The 16825-nt window shown below is 61.8% G+C and carries 14 protein-coding genes and 6 pseudogenes; 2 read left to right on the top strand and 18 right to left on the bottom strand.

Going from position 1 to position 16825, the window contains the following annotated elements:
* A partial coding sequence (locus M3461_07025; protein ID MDQ3774122.1) for an FAD-dependent oxidoreductase occupies positions 1-1457 on the top strand: 1457 nt, incomplete at its 5' end.
* Positions 1458-1479: 22 nt separating this feature from the next.
* Here M3461_07025 and M3461_07020 read toward each other — a convergent pair.
* The 3 genes and pseudogenes from M3461_07020 to M3461_07010 all read right to left on the bottom strand — a co-directional run bounded on the left by M3461_07020 (position 1480) and on the right by M3461_07010 (position 3859).
* Positions 1480-1710, bottom strand: a pseudogene (locus tag M3461_07020) (hypothetical protein).
* A gap of 55 nt (positions 1711-1765) precedes the next feature.
* Positions 1766-2032 (bottom strand): annotated as a pseudogene (gene tsaA, locus M3461_07015) (tRNA (N6-threonylcarbamoyladenosine(37)-N6)-methyltransferase TrmO).
* 180 nt (positions 2033-2212) lie between these two features.
* Positions 2213-3859 carry an FAD-dependent monooxygenase gene (locus tag M3461_07010; protein ID MDQ3774121.1) on the bottom strand — a complete coding sequence of 549 codons (1647 nt, stop codon included), beginning with the start codon at positions 3857-3859 and terminating at the stop codon, positions 2213-2215.
* Between M3461_07010 and M3461_07005 the strand changes: the two genes are divergently transcribed.
* Positions 3858-4397, top strand: coding sequence for a PARP-type zinc finger-containing protein (locus tag M3461_07005; protein MDQ3774120.1), 540 nt, complete (start codon positions 3858-3860; stop codon positions 4395-4397). The genes M3461_07010 and M3461_07005 overlap by 2 nt on opposite strands.
* A gap of 228 nt (positions 4398-4625) precedes the next feature.
* On the opposite strand, the gene M3461_07000 is transcribed toward M3461_07005, so the two are convergent.
* The 15 genes and pseudogenes from M3461_07000 to M3461_06930 all read right to left on the bottom strand — a co-directional run bounded on the left by M3461_07000 (position 4626) and on the right by M3461_06930 (position 16667).
* Positions 4626-5105, bottom strand: a complete 480-nt coding sequence (locus tag M3461_07000) for a VOC family protein (GenBank protein ID MDQ3774119.1) — start codon at positions 5103-5105, stop codon at positions 4626-4628.
* 19 nt (positions 5106-5124) lie between these two features.
* A complete protein-coding gene (locus M3461_06995) occupies positions 5125-5904 on the bottom strand; it encodes a VOC family protein (GenBank protein ID MDQ3774118.1) in 780 nt (259 codons plus the stop codon).
* Positions 5905-6001: 97 nt separating this feature from the next.
* Positions 6002-6400: pseudogene (locus M3461_06990) on the bottom strand (DUF1428 domain-containing protein).
* A 454-nt stretch (positions 6401-6854) separates the two neighbouring features.
* Positions 6855-7439 (bottom strand): class I SAM-dependent methyltransferase, encoded by a 585-nt coding sequence (locus tag M3461_06985; protein ID MDQ3774117.1) that lies wholly within the window; start codon positions 7437-7439, stop codon positions 6855-6857.
* Positions 7436-7942 (bottom strand): SRPBCC family protein, encoded by a 507-nt coding sequence (locus M3461_06980; GenBank protein MDQ3774116.1) that lies wholly within the window; start codon positions 7940-7942, stop codon positions 7436-7438. The genes M3461_06985 and M3461_06980 overlap by 4 nt, the downstream gene beginning before the upstream one ends.
* Positions 7943-8138: 196 nt before the next feature.
* Positions 8139-8738, bottom strand: coding sequence for a DUF1579 domain-containing protein (locus tag M3461_06975; protein ID MDQ3774115.1), 600 nt, complete (start codon positions 8736-8738; stop codon positions 8139-8141).
* A 150-nt stretch (positions 8739-8888) separates the two neighbouring features.
* The gene (locus M3461_06970) at positions 8889-9065 is read right to left on the bottom strand and encodes a hypothetical protein (GenBank protein ID MDQ3774114.1); all 177 of its coding nucleotides are present in this window, start codon (positions 9063-9065) and stop codon (positions 8889-8891) included.
* A 38-nt stretch (positions 9066-9103) separates the two neighbouring features.
* Positions 9104-9283, bottom strand: a pseudogene (locus M3461_06965) (YciI family protein).
* A gap of 430 nt (positions 9284-9713) precedes the next feature.
* Positions 9714-10343, bottom strand: a complete 630-nt coding sequence (locus tag M3461_06960; protein ID MDQ3774113.1) for a hypothetical protein — start codon at positions 10341-10343, stop codon at positions 9714-9716.
* Positions 10344-11462: 1119 nt separating this feature from the next.
* Positions 11463-11918 (bottom strand): hypothetical protein, encoded by a 456-nt coding sequence (locus M3461_06955; protein MDQ3774112.1) that lies wholly within the window; start codon positions 11916-11918, stop codon positions 11463-11465.
* Between the two features lie 2028 nt (positions 11919-13946).
* Positions 13947-14015: pseudogene (locus M3461_06950) on the bottom strand (hypothetical protein).
* A gap of 25 nt (positions 14016-14040) precedes the next feature.
* On the bottom strand, positions 14041-14460 hold the full coding sequence (locus M3461_06945; GenBank protein MDQ3774111.1) for a hypothetical protein: 420 nt from the start codon (positions 14458-14460) through the stop codon (positions 14041-14043).
* A 226-nt stretch (positions 14461-14686) separates the two neighbouring features.
* Complete coding sequence (locus M3461_06940; GenBank protein ID MDQ3774110.1) at positions 14687-15550, bottom strand: GNAT family N-acetyltransferase; 864 nt, start codon at positions 15548-15550, stop codon at positions 14687-14689.
* 221 nt (positions 15551-15771) lie between these two features.
* Positions 15772-15964: pseudogene (locus M3461_06935) on the bottom strand (MBL fold metallo-hydrolase).
* Between the two features lie 121 nt (positions 15965-16085).
* On the bottom strand, positions 16086-16667 hold the full coding sequence (locus M3461_06930) for a zinc-binding dehydrogenase (GenBank protein MDQ3774109.1): 582 nt from the start codon (positions 16665-16667) through the stop codon (positions 16086-16088).
* Between the last annotated feature and the right edge of the window lie 158 nt (positions 16668-16825).

Genomic DNA, 16825 nt, shown 5'->3' with positions numbered 1-16825 from the left:
CTCAACTCTCCGGCCGCCACGGGCTGGTGGACGGGTATGCCGAGGAAGACGTCGATACCCTTCTCGTGCCGCCCGGTCAACTGCGCGCTCTCATCATCGCCGAGGCGGACCTCGGCGAGCGCATTGTCCGCGCGCTCATCCTGCGGCGGGTCGCGCTCATCGAAGCCGGCGCCAGCGGCCCGGTGCTGATCGGCCAGCCCCAGTCCCCCGAGGTGCTCCGATTGCAGGGCTTCCTGCGCCGCAATGACCAGCCGCATCACGTCGTCGATGCCACCCAGGATAGCGACGCCGCCGCGCTCATGGAGCAGTACGGCGCGGCCGTGGCCGAGCCAATCGTGGTCTGCCCGGACGGTTCCGTGCTGCTCAACCCCTCTGAAGACGCGCTCGCACGCTGCATCGGCATGCTCGATACGGTCGAGCACGACGAGCTCTTTGACGTCGCCGTGGTGGGTGCCGGGCCGGCCGGCCTTTCAACCGCCGTGTATGCGGCCTCGGAAGGTCTGCATGTCGTCGTGTTGGACCGCCGGGCCTTTGGTGGCCAGGCCGGCGCAAGCGCGCGGATCGAAAACTATCTGGGGTTCCCGACCGGCATTTCCGGTCAGGCGCTCGCCGGCCGAGCCTTTGTACAGGCTCAGAAGTTCGGTGCCGAGATACTGATTCCGCAACAGGTCGTCGCGCTCCACTGCAGCAGGACCGGATCCAATGGCGACATGTTCTTGAAACTCGCCGATGGGCGGCAGCTCAGGTCTAAGACGATCGTGATCGCGAGCGGCGCATGCTATCGTCGTCCCGCCGTGCCGCGCTTGAGCGAGTTCGAGGGCCGGGGCGTTTGGTATTGGGCGTCTGCCCTCGAAGCGAAGATGTGTGCCCAGGCGGAAGTGGCCTTGGTAGGCGGCGGTAATTCGGCTGGGCAAGCCGCCGCGTTCCTTGCACAACATGCCGCAAGGGTCTTCCTGCTAGTGCGGCGTCCGAGCCTCGCCGCCAGCATGTCACGCTATTTGATAGACCGCATCGACGCCACCCCGAACATCGAGCTGCGGCCTCATGCGCAACTGACGCAGCTTCACGGCGATCTGCCGGGGGGCCTTGGCGCCGTGTCCTGGCGCGACCACCAAAGAGGCATCGAGAAGGAACGGCCGATAGGCCATGTGTTTCTCTTCGTGGGTGCGGAGCCCGAGACCGGGTGGCTCGAAGGCTGCGGCGTGGCGCTCGACTCGCGTGGCTTCGTGCTGACAGGCCAGCCGACCGCAGGCCGGGCCGCGGGGCACCTGCCCGCTTCCCTCGAGTCGAGCGTGGCGGGCGTATTTGCAGTCGGCGACGTGCGCTCCGGCTCGGTGAAGCGCGTGGGCGGCGCGATCGGCGAAGGTGCTGCCGCCGTGGCACAGATCCATCAGTATCTGGCAGCGCCTCGTCCAGCGCCCACGGGGACTGCGATCTACGGCGAGTGGCCGTCGTGAAAGGCGGTATTGCAGGAGCGGCTCATTCGATTGACCGGATCGATAAAAACCTGGATCCGGCGGGCGCGGCGATGAGGCCCGGGTCGCCACTGCGTTGGACGGCGTCGCTGGGCGACCATCCACCGCCCAGCGCTTTGTATAGCTGGATCATGGATACCAAGCGCAGGCGTTTGGTCGCTGTGAGCGAGAGCTCCACGTCGAAGAGATTGCGCTTGGCCGTGAGCACATCCAAATAGTTGGAGAGTCCGCCCTTAAGCGTAACTCGGCGAGGAACCGCTCCAGTCAGAGGATGCTTTGCCGTCGTCGCGCTATGCATCGGCGTAGTCGACGAGAACCGGCTTGACGTCGACGACCGGCGTGCCATCGATGGCCTCGATCGGTCCGATGCGCAACCGGGTTCCGGAGATCTCGCGCACGGTCACGCGATGTAGCCCCAGCGGGTTCGGTCGGTGTGGAGACCGTGTGGTGAACACTCCGGCGAGCGGGTTCTCGGGGTCGCCGCGCGGGTGCACTTCGAGCACGTCGCGATCCGCACGATGAAGCCAGGTGACGACGATGACCTCGTCGCCCCCTGCCGAGACACTCGACCGCCTCGAGGCTCTGTTATGAACTCCAGCGGTGACATCACCAGGTGCGTCGTGCCATCTCGATAGGGTGTCTTCAGTGTGAGCACCACCTGCCCGGCCCGGTGAGCGTAAGGCGCTCGTTGGCGATGGCGGGGCGGTTTCAGCATGTTGTACCCGCTTCGGGTGTACTCAAGTCGCTGCTTTTCGCGCCCTGATGGCCGCCATGTAAGCCGCCAGCGCGGCCGGACTCTTGCCGGAGTCGACCAGCGCGACATGCTCGTCCGGCCGCACCAGGTACAGGCCGTCCTGCGCCAGGCCCGCCTTGCGCATGGTGGGCCGCCAAGCAAAGACATGAAGGGGCAGGCCCAGCGTCTGGCATGCCTCGGCCAGACCCGGCCCGGGCAGGCCGTAGACGTGCACCTGCCACTCCAGGCCGTCCAGGACAGCGAAGTTGTCAGTCGGGTTCGAGCTTCCATCGAGCTCGACCCAGGGCAACCGGTCGCCGCCGTGGACGCGACCCAGCTTGCCCACGCTCAGGGGGCTTCCGCGGTAGCTGATGGAAGTCTGCGATACCGTGCGGAACATGAAACGCCGCAGGGCTCTGAAATGGAACAGGAGCGGCAGGATCCAGGGCAAGACGTGCACCCGGACGAACCGGGCGAGCCGACCGGGACTCGTCGCGATGACGAAGGCGCGGTCGGTGGTCCCGACGAGGCGCCGGGCGAAGGCGATCCGCTCCGGCTCGTAGCTCTCGAGCAGGCTCGCCTCGGCCCGCGCCTGGATCACGTCGGCCAGCTTCCACGCCAGGTTCACCGCGTCGCCGATGCCGGTGTTCATCCCCTGGGCGCCCACGGGACTGTGGATGTGCGCGGCATCACCCAGCAGGAACACCCGCCCCTGCTGGAACCGGCCGGCCACGCGGTGGTGGACCCTGTAGGTCGAAAACCAGTTGACGCGCTCGACCTGGATACCCATGCGCTCGGCCACGTGCCGGCCGACGTCCTCCCAGCGCAGCGACTCCCTCGCGTCTTCGTCTTCCGCGGGTACCGTGCCGATCAGCCGCCCCGTCCGCCCGCCTTTCAGGGGGAAGATCCCCAGGAAGTCGGCGTCGTCGAGCGCCACGTGCAGCTCGTCGTTTATCACCGGCCCGCTCGCCACCACGTCCGCGACGTAGAAGACGTGCGAATAGGTCCCGCCGGGAAAGCCGACGCCCAGGACGTCACGCACCCGCGAATGGGCTCCGTCGCAGCCCGCGACATAGGCCGCCTCACAGGTTTCTTCTTCGCCACCCGCGTGCTTGAGCCGAATCCGGACGCGGTCCGGCGCTTGCGCAAAGTCGACGAGCGCGGTCTGACGCTCGACCTCGATGCCGGCACGCCTGAGGTGCTCGATCAGGAACCGCTCGTGCCGATCCTGCGGGTGGACCGTCATGAAAGGATAGGCACTGATCCCCTTCCCGAGCTCGCCGATGACGACGTGTCCCGCCTGGCGGGCGCGGACCCACAGGTTCACCGCCGCAAAGCGCAGCCCATCCTGGAGCAGCGCTTCGGCCAGGCCCACCTGGCGGTAGAACTCGAGCGTCCGGGCGTGTACGACGAGGGCGCGCGACGTCGTCCCCGGCTCGGCCGCGGCGTCCACGATCCGGACCCCGACGCCCAAGCGCACAAGCCGTAGCGCGAGCACCAGGCCCGTCGGTCCGGCCCCGCAGATCAGCACGTCGGTGTTCACTGCCCTCATCATGCCGCAGTTCGCAGCGGCTCGGAAGCCGGGTGGTGCCAGGCCACGATAGGACCACGGCGGTACGATCTCGAGCTCCCCGGCTATCATTGTCCGCATGCCACACAGCATCGAGCCCGCGACCAGCGGCCGCGCCAAGTGTCGCGGCTGCGGTCGGCCGATCGAGAAGGGCGAGTTGCGCCTCAGCGAGCGGCTGCCGAATCCGTACGCTGAGGTTGAGATGACCCTGTGGTTTCATCCGACGTGTGCGGCGTACAAGCGGCCGGAGGCATTGCTCGAGGCACTCGCCGCGACCGGCGTCGCGGTCGACGCGCGGGACGCCCTGGAGGCGGCGGCACGCAAGAGCCTCGGGCATCGTCGCCTGCCGCGCATCGACGGCGCCGAGCGCGCGCCGCGCGGCCAGGCCAAGTGCCGGAGCTGTCGCGAACCGATCGCCCGCGGCACGTGGCGTGTGCGTCTCGTGTTCTTCGAGGAGGGTCGGTTCGCGCGCAGCGGGCTCGTTCATCTCGATTGCTGCACGGCGTACTTCGAAACCGGCGACGTCGCGGATGCGATCCTGCACTTCAGCCCGGACCTCGGCGACGCTGATCGCGAGGACCTCGTGCGCGCCATGCGCCCGCCGGGCGCCGAACCCTAGGGATCGGAGCTGTCAACATGCGAGCCCTTGCGGCGCGCGGGCGGGCAAGCCGAGGTGGGTGAGGATCTTGGTGATCACGGAGGGATGTTCGGACGGCCCACCAGAGGAAGGGCCAATGCCGCGGAAGCCTAACGACCCGCCCGTCTATTTCCTCGTCGCGCTTTTGTCGGCGACGTTGCTGGCGGGTGCGCTGCTCGCCTTGCTGCTGGCGTCTTGAGCGGGCGGGGCTCAGCCGCCATCGGCGGCTCGCTCCACCGCGGCGATATCGATCTTCTTCATCTGGAGCATCGCCTCCATGGCGCGCTGGGCGCGGCCAGGATCGGAATCCTTCAACAGCGCGACCAGCTGCCTGGGGACGATCTGCCAGGACAGGCCGAACCTGTCCTTGAGCCAGCCGCACTGGCTCGGCGCGCCGCCGTCCGCGGTCAGCGCGTCCCAATAATAATCGACCTCGGCCTGGTCCTCGCAATGGATGGTGAAGGAAACCGCCTCGGTGAACTTGAAGTGGGGGCCGCCGTTGAGGCCGATATAGGATTCGCCGGCGAGCGTGAACTCGACGGTCAGCACGTCGCCCGCCGACCCGCTCGGATAATCTGCGGGCGCGCGGTTCACGCTGTCGATGCGGCTGTCGGGAACGAGCGAGGTATAGAGCTGCGCGGCCTCCTCGGCCTGGCCGTCGAACCACAAGCAGGGCGAAATCTTGGACATGTCAGACTCCAGGATGTGGTCAGCGGGTGGTGGAGACGAGCGCGAAGGCCGCGCCCTGCGGGTCCATCGCCTGGACGATCCAGCTGCCGCCCGGCACCTCGTGCGGGCCCATCAGCACCTGGCCGCCATTGGCCTTGATCCGCTCGGCGGCCGCGTCGATGCCCTCGATGTTGATGTAGAAGCCCCAGGCCGAGACCGGGATGTTCTCGGGCTTGTCCATCATGCCGCCCATCTGGACGCCGTCGGCGCCAAAGATGCGGTATTTGCCCATCGGGCCCATATCTATGAGCTCGACCGTCACCCAGCCGAACTGGCCGGAATAGAAGGCGAAGGCGGCCTCCTCGCCGATGCTCGAATAGAGCTCGTGCCAGCTGACCAGGCCCGGCGTGGTCGGCTCGGCGGGCGGCGGCACGTCCTCGCGCGGGAAGGGCGTCAGCAAGTAGAACATCGCGCCGCCAGGATCGGCGAGCATGGCGAAGCGGCCGACATTGGGAATGTCGTCGGGCCCCATATGGAGGGACCCGCCGGCCTCGACGATACGCTTCGCCCCGGCGTCGGTGTCGGGGACGCCGATATAGCCGACCCAGCCGGGCCGCGCGCCCTTCTCGCAGGCCCCATCCGGAAGCTTCATCAGCCCGCCCATGCCGCGGTCGCCCGCGGAAAGGATGGTGTAGCGCATCCTGGGCTGGCCGGCGTCGGCCATGTTCCAGCCGACGACGGCGCGGTAGAAGGCCTCCGCCGCGTCCTGATCGGTCGTCATCAATTCGTACCAGATGAACTTGTTGGGTCCCTGGGTCATCGTCTTCTCCTCTTCATAGGTGCGGAGTGTCGGGGCTGCGCGCTGAGGCGGCAGCCCAGCGCCATTTTTCGCTGTCTCTCCCCGAGGGGAGACAGGTTCAGGCCAGTTCGCGCGTGGCGCTCTCGCGAGGCGCCTGCTCGCGCGAGCCGGTCTGGAAGATCGGCGTGAAGCCGCCGAAGATCAGCCGCTTCATGTCGAACGGCATGTCGCCCGTGGGCTGCATGCGCGGATCGGCCATCACCTTCTAGTTGCCTTCGTCGCGGGCCTCCTTGGACGGCCAGACGATCCAGGAGAAGACGACATTCTCGCCCTCCTCGGCGCCGACCGCGCGGTAAAAATCGGTGACCTTGCCGTGGGGGACGTCGTCGCCCCAGGTTTCGACGACCTCGAGCGCGCCGAATTCCTGGAAGACCGGCGCGGCCTTGGCGGCCATCTCGCGATAGGCGTCCTTCTTGCCCACCGGCACGGGAATCACGAATCCGTCAATGTAGGTCATGTCTTCTCTCCTCTCACTTCTTGGTCAAATGTTCATAGGGGGCGCAGGTAGTTCGGGTCGCGCCACTCGAGAATGCCCCACTCTCCGTCTTGAAAGATGTGCTCCGCGATGCACACCATCTTAGCCTTGGCGAATCCCGACGCAAACATCTCTCGGATGGCATCGCGACCAACCACGGTGTGTCGGCCACCTGGTGGTTTGTCGCGTTCTCATTGTATAAATTGGCCAGTGCCTCCACATCGGCGCGATTAAAGGCTTCGACCCACGTTTGAACAACCTCTCGAGGCTCCATATCTGCTCGAACTCTCAGTTAGTACCTGCACTAAAGAGCGATTTATCCACCAAGATCGCCTCGGGGCCCTGATGATGCTCAACGCTCGCGGTGGGCAGCGAGCGCACGTGGGCCTGCCGTCCTCGCAACAGCATTGTGAGATGGCATTTCTCGTTATCTGCATCAGGGCTTCGTCGCGAGCACACAGAATCCGTCGTCCGTCTCAGTTAGGCGCGCGCCTCTGAAGTCGGCGGCGACCAGCGCATCAGTCAAGCCGCTTTTCGGCTGCCCGGAATGCCGAGTGAAAGCGAGCGCGATCCTGCCACCGGTCTTCAAGACCCGTCGTATCTCTCGCAACCCCGCCACGGCATCCGGCCAGACCTGCATGGAGTTGACGGCCAGCGCGCTATTGAAGAACGCGTCTTCAAACGGCAACTGCTCCACAGAACCCTCCCGGAGGTTGACGCGATTAGCTTTAATCGCCTTCGCATTCCGAACGGCGGCTTGTTCGACCATTTCCTTGGAGGGATCGACACCAACCACCTGCCCCGACGATGCCGACTCGGCTAGAAGCTGAATGCCCACACCGGGTCCGAATCCCACTTCGAGTGCTCTGTCGCTCGGATGGACCGCAAGCAGGTCGATGGCCCAGGCGGCCACCTTCCGATTCATGCGTGCCATGATGATGCCACCCAGCCTCCCAAGGCCGCCCTTGGGACGACCAAACATGCGCATCAGGATAGCATGGCTAATCTCCTGCGTGCTCACGTTTTCTTGACAACTTCGACGAGTTGATCGAACGCTTTCCCCCAACCCTCATGAAATCCCATCTCCTCGTGTTTCCTGCGCGCTTCTTCGTCACTGTGGAGAACCAGCACCGTGTACTTTGTTCCATTTCCTTGGGGTTCAAGCGCAATGAGCACGGTAAAGAAGAATGTAACGCAGGACATCGCCTTCGGCGCTTTGCATGGCCGGTAGCCGGGCGCGAGGGCATTGGTCCAAACGAGCTTTTCGTTCTCGACGAGTTCGAGGTAGCAACCGGCGTTCACCAATTGCTGTCCCTCCGGTGAGCGCATCACGGTGCGAAAGGAACCACCGGGGCGAAGCTCGATTTCGCAATCGACGGTTTCCCACGGCGCGGGGGTAAACCATTTCTTGAGTTGCTCGGGTGTGGTCCATGCCGTCCATATGCTCTCTCTGGAAATGTCGACAATGCGCTCAAACAAGAGATCCAGCTTGGGGTTCAGTTGTTGAGTGATCGAACGAATCATGATTCCTGCTCCTAACTATAAAGTTAGAACGGCACTCTTTCGCCATTGATGATCCACGGCGTGCGGAAGTTGTCTGTCAGCATACCCCAGGGCTTGCCCAAAAAGGTGGGCTGTGGCGGCATGGTCGTGTCGCCGGCGGCCAGGGCTCGAAACTCATGCCGCGCCTGCTCGACGGTGTCGCAGTGCAGCGCACTGACTACTGCCTTCGCGTGTAGGTGATCTCCATCATCTTCATTTCCTTGCCGCCGTGGTGGGTCCCATACATGTCAAACGTCTGGGTATTGCTGTCCACAATCTTCCAGACGGCGCGATGGGTCATGTATCCTCCGCCCGGTTCAGGATGCTGCCCCTTCAGGGTGATGGTTTTGCCATCCGCGCTCGCCGTGCCTTCCATCATGAAGATCCCGGTGCTCATGGTATCGATCCAGGTCGAGACATATCGCCTGCGAAGGTTGTCGTATGCGGTGATCCCAACCCCGGAGTAACGCTGTCCCATCATGTCCCCGGTGAATTCTTGCTGGAGAAAGCGCCCGTCCAGCAACATCTTCATTTCCGCGGAGCCGGTCGATTCTATGAGCGGCTTGTTGGGCTCCACCCATTCCTTGGTTTTGGTTGTCCAACTTCCCACAAGGCTCGCGAATTGCCTGTGCGGCTCGCCAGGCGTGGCCAGCTTCGCATAGACCTCCATCATCGCCTGCGGGTCCATCGGTTTCTCCGCCTTCTTCTCCTTGGCAACGGCAACGGTTGCGACCAGCACAACAGAGAGACCGGCGAGAGTGAGTTGTAGGTGACGCATAGTTTCCTCCTTTTGAAATGTGGTTGTGGTTGAAACGTGATCGAATGATTTGCTCAGACGTCAATGAGCACTTTGAAGCCGTAGACCATGCGCGCGACGTTGAATGGCATCAACTTCGCGAATTGCACAATGACCATGCGAAAGCAGGCCTTAATTTTTCGGAACCGCTATCACAAGCCCATCGACGGAGCGCGAATTTGAGTCCTCCTCATGATCCGCCAGGGCCTTCAGCTCGGCCAGACCCTGCTTACTGAACCGGGTCAGGGCGAGCGCGGCCAGGCCGCCTGCGGAGGTGCCGCCGGCGGCCATCGGCGCGATGGACGTCATGCATGCTGGACACATCGAACTTCACCTGTAGATCGTGCTTACCCGTAGCGCCTGTCCTGCCTGAGCTCTTCCTCGATCGGCCGCACCTCGATACTCCCAAGGCGCGCCGACGGCCACCGCAACGCGACCTGGATGGCCTCGTTCAGGTCCCTGGCATCGATCAGGAAGAACCCGCCCAGCTGCTCCTTGGTCTCGGCGAAGGGGCCGTCGGTCACCGACTGCGGCGACCGTCTCCCGCCATGCGCCGGGCGCCACAGAAGCCCATAAAGACAGAAAAATATGGAGTGTTGGGTGTCAGTTACCCTTAACCTACTCTCTGCCTCAAGAGGCGCCACTGATAAACACCACTTAAGGTAACCGACCTCGGCCGTGCGGCCCACAATCCCCTCCGACCTGCTACTCACCTTCTCTTGCCCGCGTATCACAGTGTTCTCCTTGCGGATGGCAAGGCTGCTTATGAGCCCTACCACCCGCCGACGTGGCAGCTTAACGAATGATCTGTGCTACATCGCGGTTCAACTGCCGGACCTCATCGAGCGTGACCACATCGAACTGGAGATTGTCCTCGGTCAGATCAGCAGAGGATGAGGCAACTCACGCCCCATTAATGAAGGGGCTGTGGCTCGCCGTAGAGAAAGTCATCCATCATCACAACGTCTTGTCATCATCATCCGGTCCCGGGGCGACGTTGCCGCTCGTGATCCGCACCCGGGCGATGCGCGCGTCGTCAAGCACGATGCCGAAGAAGGACAGGCTGGCATCGCCCGGCGAGGCCGGGACAAAGCTGCTGAACAGCAGCTTACCGTCGGCATCGAAGTACTTGAGCAGCGTGCTGCCCTTGCGGTTTCCGCGCTTCTTGCTCCCATCCGGCTGGTCAACGTCTGTGAAGACCGCGCCGAAGCCAGTGACCGTTGCTGGCGTTGCCCCATTGGTGCCGGGTAGGAAGAACACAGCCTCGGTGATGTTGCTGCCCACCGGGGTGAACAGGCGCTCAGGGCTGAAGGTGCTGAAGATGGTGCCGTAGGTCGGATTGTTGAACAGGCCGGCCAGCCCCCCCGGCGGGAACTGAACCGAGTCGGCAGTAGGAGGAGCCTGCGTAAGGCCCGTCCCCGGTGTGGTGAACTGGGCGCCGCGGGTATCCAGGAATACGTTGAACGGCGTTACCGGGTCTGTAGTAGTGAAGTTATTGCCGCCGCCGTCCCAGTTGATCTCGCCGACCGCTGGCGCTCGGCCCCCCGTTGGCGTTGTTGGGTTCTCCCAGAGCAGCGCGGAACGCATCGACCGTGCCCTGAATCGACTCTATTGTCGGCCCGGCTGCCTGGAATACGACCGGCGGAACAAAGTCCGTTGCGCGAACTGGGACTGACACCAGAACCGACAGCAAGCCGCAGGCGGCTCCGACTGTCAAAAGCATCTGCTTCTTCATAGTTGTATGCTCCTTTCTCTATACTCTGAATTGTGAACAAGACGTAGCGTCATCACGCAGGTATAAGAATTTCAAACGCCCTTTTCGGCGAGAGGAAGAGTACGAGTGGACCTGTGGGTTGTCAAGTACGCGAGCCGTCGGTCCAGGATCGGGGATTTTTCGGGCGATTCATCGGTCTGATGCGCCCGGATCCGGGGCGTTTTGGCTTCTCACGCGAGTGCACGCCAAAGGGGGCTGTCGGCTCAGGGCTGAACCGGATGGGAGGGGGATCGATGGGCGATCAGGCCATTCGAAGTCAGTCGAACCGCGCCGGATCTTGGCCATCACGGGGGGGCTTCGAGGGCGGCTACGATCGTCAAGCGGGCACCACACTGGGGCACTTCTCGATGTCGATCTCGAACACTCGTTTGAGCAGTCGGGCCCAGCTTGTGGCGGTGTCAGGCGCCGCGGGAGGGGGTACCTCAGCGTGGTCAGGTGAGCGCCATCGCAGTCATGATGGCGACGCTGGTGAGACGACGTGCGGCGCGGGGTCCCATCCACCCGACACCCTATGGGGTTGGGACGCCTAGAGCTTGTGTGACCAGATCTTTAGCCAATCGTTTCGCTGTCTGTCAAGGTTCGTTGTCTACGTTAGGGGAGCGGTGTCCCGCTGACCGATCCGCTTATGCGGCGGCTTGTCCCCGCGCAGGTGGATGGTTGTGCAGGCGCGATCATCGCGAGGCAGGCGGTCGTGGCGAGGCGAGGTCGACCACGGCAAGCGTGGCGGGCCTCGCTCTCGCCGGCCGCGGCGGCCAATCCCAGGTATAGACTGGCGATCACCTGGCCACCCCGACCTTCCTATTTCCAGTCGGACCTAACCGCCGTCCGCGCGGAACGAAAATCACCTACCTAGGGTGTTGGAAGCTGCAGATCGACCATCGTGTCCGCGTGCCGGTGGACGACCTTCCAGGCTCCCCTCTCGAAGCGGAAGATCATCGTGGCCCGCAGGACCTGCTGCTGTAACGCGTTCTGCCCCGCGTACAGGACGTTGGCGCGCTCGATCGCCACGGTGTAAGCCAACCTGCCGCGCACGTTTCCTTGACCAGGTACTCGAAGTCGACCTGGGCGCCGCTCGGGCGGAACGCGCTCGCCGCGAGCAGGTAGCGCTGGCGGACCTCCGCGACGCCTGCTTCTCCCAGACCGCCGAATCCGCCGAAGATCGAAGCCGGGTCCTTCTGGGCAGTGATCGACAACCACGGCGACGGGTCGCCGTTGACGAAGGCCGAGTTGGCGGCTTCGTACCGTTGCAGGAACCGCTCGAAGCCGTGCGCGTGGCCGGCGCCATGCGCGCGGCCGGCGGTTGCCACGGACCCGGCGAACGCCCCGGAGGAGGCCAGGACGGCGAGCGCGAGCAACAACGCCGCGATCGCGGAAGTGAGACGCTTCATCGTGAATCCTCTACTCGGTGGCAAGACCTCTACATCGTGAAATAAGTATTTCAAACGCACTTTTTCTTTAAGAGGCACTGTACTAATAGGCTCGTGAGGTGTCAAGCATACCGGTCCTCGGCCTGGAATCGGGGCATTGTCGGGCTCTTCATCGGCCCGAGGCGCTATTTTTCGGGGCGTTTTCGTGTTTCGGCTGGGCGCAGACCGAAGGGGGCTGTCGGCTCAGGGATATGCGGACGGGAGGGGATATTGGGTTCGAATCAGGCCAGTTGGAATCGATCGAAGGCCCGCGCCGGTGCTCGGGGCGGTGCCCGAGCGGGCAAACCGAGATGCGTGAGGATCTTGGGGAATCACGGGAGGGATGCTCGATGGCGGCGAAGATCTTCAAGGTGCCACCGCACTGGGGGCAGTGTTCCAGGTCGATCTCGACACTTTATAGAGCAGGCGGGCCCCTGATAGAGGGCGGTGACTTCGGGACGCCGCCGCTCGTAGTGGACGCGCCTTCCATCCTCGGGGCGCCCAGCAGGCACCGTCCCTGTGCCTGGCTTTCCCGCTGGCGCCGGCTGAACTGCTTCGTCCATCGTCCTTGATGGTGTTGCTTTGGTTTTTCTTATGGCACGAGTGATGTACAAAGCAGTGTTGGGCCTGCATTTTCAGAGACAAAACAGAAGAAAAATGGACAATTGGCGATCTTCTAACGCTTACCAAAGCGTATATTTCACCTAGCAACATGAGGAATCTGATTAAGAACTATACAACTGATATACCAGTCGAAAGAACCATTACAGAGATACAACAAATTCTTGCCCAAAACGGAGCAGGGATTGCGCTAGAATATGATGAGAGTGGATTTAGAAGTATTCAGGAAAATATTGGATATTATCAGGGCGCGAACACAAGCAGGATTGCAGGCTGCCAGGGCTAGAGGGAAAAAAGGTGGTAGACCAAACTCACGCACAAGTAAAAGACGGCAATGGCTCAAGCGTTATATAACGATAAAACAACACGGTAGATGAGATTTGTAAAACACGCAATATCTCACGGGCTACCCTGTATCGCTATATCAAGCCTGGAGGGGAGCAATCGTAATGATGCTTTGTAGAAATGTTAGTGCTAGGTGTAGCTGATGGATGACACCGACTACGCGCTCGGCAACCAGGAAAGCGTAGGAGGCGATGCACATGGTCGCGTGGTGACGACATGCCGCGTCATTTGTGCCCCGCGTAATGCCCCAGCCACACGTCATGTCTAAAGAAGGATGGTTAGCAATCGTGCTTTTGCTTTCATGGTAATAGAATAAAAGCGTCTACGGTAGGCCAATGTATAGACATTCTCGAGTTTTACCAATTGAGTTTGCGAAAAGCAGTCAGATTCTGCGATGCTTGTTGGGTGTCTAAGCCTAGCAATATACCACTTTACCTGACTGCCTCGTCAGTTTATCTGGCAGCCAATGCCCTTAACAACCTCTTCCGCGACTTGCCCGCAAAGGTCGATAGCTTCCAGCACAATCATAGGGCTCAAAACACCACCCGCTCCACTTCGTTCAAGCTCACCCCATCACTCGTCCGATCATATACTATCCCTGATGGATCTGATGGACGACCTGAGCGAGCTCCTGCCACATTTGCCAGCAGGTATAAGAATTTTAAAGGCCCTTCTGCGGCCAGAGGAAGAGTACGAGATGGACCTGTGGGTTGTCAAGTACGCGAGCCCTCGGTGCAGGATCAGGGATTTTTCGGGCGATTCATCGATCCGAGGCGCCCGGATCCGGGGCGTTGTGGCCTCTCACGCGAGTCTACGCCAAAGGGCGGATGGCCGGCTCGGGGAGATGAACCGGATGGAAGGGGGGTCGTGGCCGGGATCAGGCCAGTTGGAATCGATAGAATGCCCGCGCCGGTCTTCGGGGAGGTGCCCGGGCGGGCAAGCCGAGATGAGCGAGGATCTTGGTAATCACGGGAGGGATCTTCGATGGCGGCGAAGAGCACTCCTATCGGTGCACGACGATGAGTGGGAGCGGTCACACTGCTTCGCCGTGGCAAGGCCAATGCCGCTATTGCCACCAGTGATGAGGCCAATTTTTCCTTCAAACTTACCCACGTGCTTCTCCTGCGTTGTCATTTCTTTATGGAACACTGACTCGGTTCAGTAGCCGCATCAGCAGCGCCACGCCGAGTCCCCAAGCGCCGTTCAGCAGCAGTGCGCTGACGATGATTTTCGGGTCCCAGCCGCCAGCGAGGCCCATGCCCTTTATCGGCATTACTACGAACCACGCGACGAGACTCGGACCCAGGGCACCGATCACGAGCGCCTTCGTCCAATAGGCGCCGCCGCGCGAAGCGCGGATCAGAGCCCACAACGCGATGCCCCACACGCCACCCCAGAATGCCAGCGAAATCACTGCAGGTGCATTGAGCGGCGGGACCGGCGTCATGTTCCAAGGTACTCGCCGTGAAAATCCTCCCGTGTACAGCAGCCACAGCAAGCCTTGGTGAAACGCCAGCGTGGAAGCAAAGCCGGCGACGAATGCTTTCAGGTAGATCATGTGCGTCTCTCCTTTCGTTTACAAGAACGGGATCTGTCCAGTTGCAACTTCAGCCATAAGTTGTGGTTCATTTTTATCACAAACGTGTCCGGCGGCGAGCGGAAGTCCCACAGCCCGAACCGGAGGAAAGATTCTTGAGCCATGCTATCGAGCCGTCGGGTTGAGCGACTTGTTAGGCCCTCCACCAAGTTATTACTGGACTCTAACAAAGGATCGAGTGTGCTTTTTAGTACAAGACTGAAGGGAAATAGCACCCATTCGGCTCTTGGTACATGCCTATCGCCATCAGCGTCATTGGTTTGAGGACCCGCAATCCCTCGCGCAGACACCACCGAAAAAAGCTTGCCTGCCGCACTGGCACGAGCATCGCGAGCGGCTCTTTGATCACCGTTCCGGCACCCATAATTAGCGCCCGCATGTCTTCTTCTGTCTCCGCCACGCCATGGTTCAGTTTCCAGTAGAATGGCGCTGAGGCGTACGCAGTAATCCGGCCTTCGCGCAGGGCAACAACTGGTGAAAAGAGCTCACAGGCGTCCCGCAGTTCGTTCACGCGGTCGAATCCGTGTACCCGAATACAGAGGGAGGCGCACTCCCCTAGGTCTTCGCTCCGGAGTAGCCGCACCTCGACGCCCGCCGGGGCTTTCCCTTTGGGCTTACCCTGCACCAACGCGAGCGGTTCCTTCACTTCAAACTCGAGGGAGGCATAGAGCGAGAGAGAACACATGTTGAAGGCGTCTTGCACAAGGCGGATGCCGGCTGGTTCTCTTTCCCGCTCGATGACCGCCTCCATCAGTTGGCGCCCGACACCACGCTCTTGAACATCAGGTGCAACGGTGATCGGTCCAATCCCTCGGATGAGGTTTCGCTCATCAAGGAAGTTGGAGCCGACGATCCGCCCGTCTATCTCCGCCACGACACCGAAGATGGCCGGACGATCGACGAATAGACCGGTCAGCTGCACGGCATCTTCGAGGGTTTGGAAATCACGGGGAAACTGATGCCGATCATGAAAGCGCTTAAAAGTCTCATAGACGATGCGCCCGCAGGCTTCGATATCCGTATTGGCAATGGAACGAATGGTTATGGTCATCTGGGTTATCTCATCGAGATCACGAACCTCTACGTCTACTAGTTTAGAGAAAATAGATCAAAAGGATTAAATGATTCCGGCAGGCCGAAGAATTCACGAGGCACCGTAGGGAATTGGCAACTTCATATAGCGGCCTTGAGATTGCTGCAGCCTAAACGTTTGAGTTGAGGGGGCGCGCCGCTTTTGGCGCGCCCCTCTCGAACGAGACGTTGGGCATGGGATTATGGCGACAGCACATCGGCAAGCGCCGCAAAAAGCTTCGCCCCGTCACGCTGCCATGCTGCCATGCATGCACGCAAGCGTTGTCGGCTCGGCGGAGGCCAGTCTTTCAAGCATCGCACGCGCGTTCTGCGTGTGCGAGTAATAGTCCATCGCATGACGGAACGCCTCGCTCGGCCCCAGGATATCGGATTCTCCCGGAGCATCCGAGGCGGGCAAGGTCACCGCGATCCTCTTATTTTCTCTGCTGCGCGTATCTTTCCCAAGTCTGGCCCGCTTTCTCAAAAGGGCCAGGCCCGCTACATGGAATGGTGTTTTAAAAAGTCAGCACCGCTCGAAACCTCGCCTTGCCCTGTTCGACCCGCTCATAGGCCTGCTGCACTTGGTCGAAGGGGTAGGTCTCGGTCATCACCTTCACCTTGCCTTGCGCCACGAAATCCAAGGCCTCATAGAGATAATCGCGCCGGTTCTGCTGGCTGCCCAAGATGCGGATGCGTTTCATGATGAGATCGGCGGGAGAGACCGAAAGGTTCTTGGCCTCGAAACCCATCAACACAAAGCGGCCGTCCGGTCGGAGGCCTTGGATGGCGTCGGCCATTGCGTCGGTGGAATTGCTGGTGCCCAGGATCACGTCAGCTCCCCCCAGTTTGGCGAGGGATTTGCCTTTGTTGACGACTTCATCCGCTCCCAATTGCTTGGCCAGTGTCTCTTTGTCGGGGGAGTGCGTGATGGCGACGGTCTTGAAACCCGCGGCCTTCGCGTATTGCACGGCCAAGTGGCCCAAGCCGCCGATCCCCACCACGGCCACGGTCTCGTGCGGCTCGGGCTGGGCCCAGCGCAGCCCGCTATATACGGTGTAGCCGGCGCAGAAGATCGGCGCTGCCTGTTCGTCGCTCACCGCATCGGGCAAGGGGACGGTGGCGTCGGCTCACGCTCACCCCAAAGGCGATCGCGACGGAGCGCATGCTTCGCCCCGCGCGAACCGCTCGAACCATCTGGTGACGACGTTCCGCAACCGCACGTTTTTAGCCATGGCTCACCTATCGAAAATGCCAT

Source organism: Pseudomonadota bacterium, assembly GCA_030860485.1.
GTDB lineage: Bacteria > Pseudomonadota > Gammaproteobacteria > JACCXJ01 > JACCXJ01 > JACCXJ01.
The sequence above is the reverse complement of the archived record's forward strand: the minus strand, read 5'-3'. Positions and strand labels throughout refer to the sequence as shown.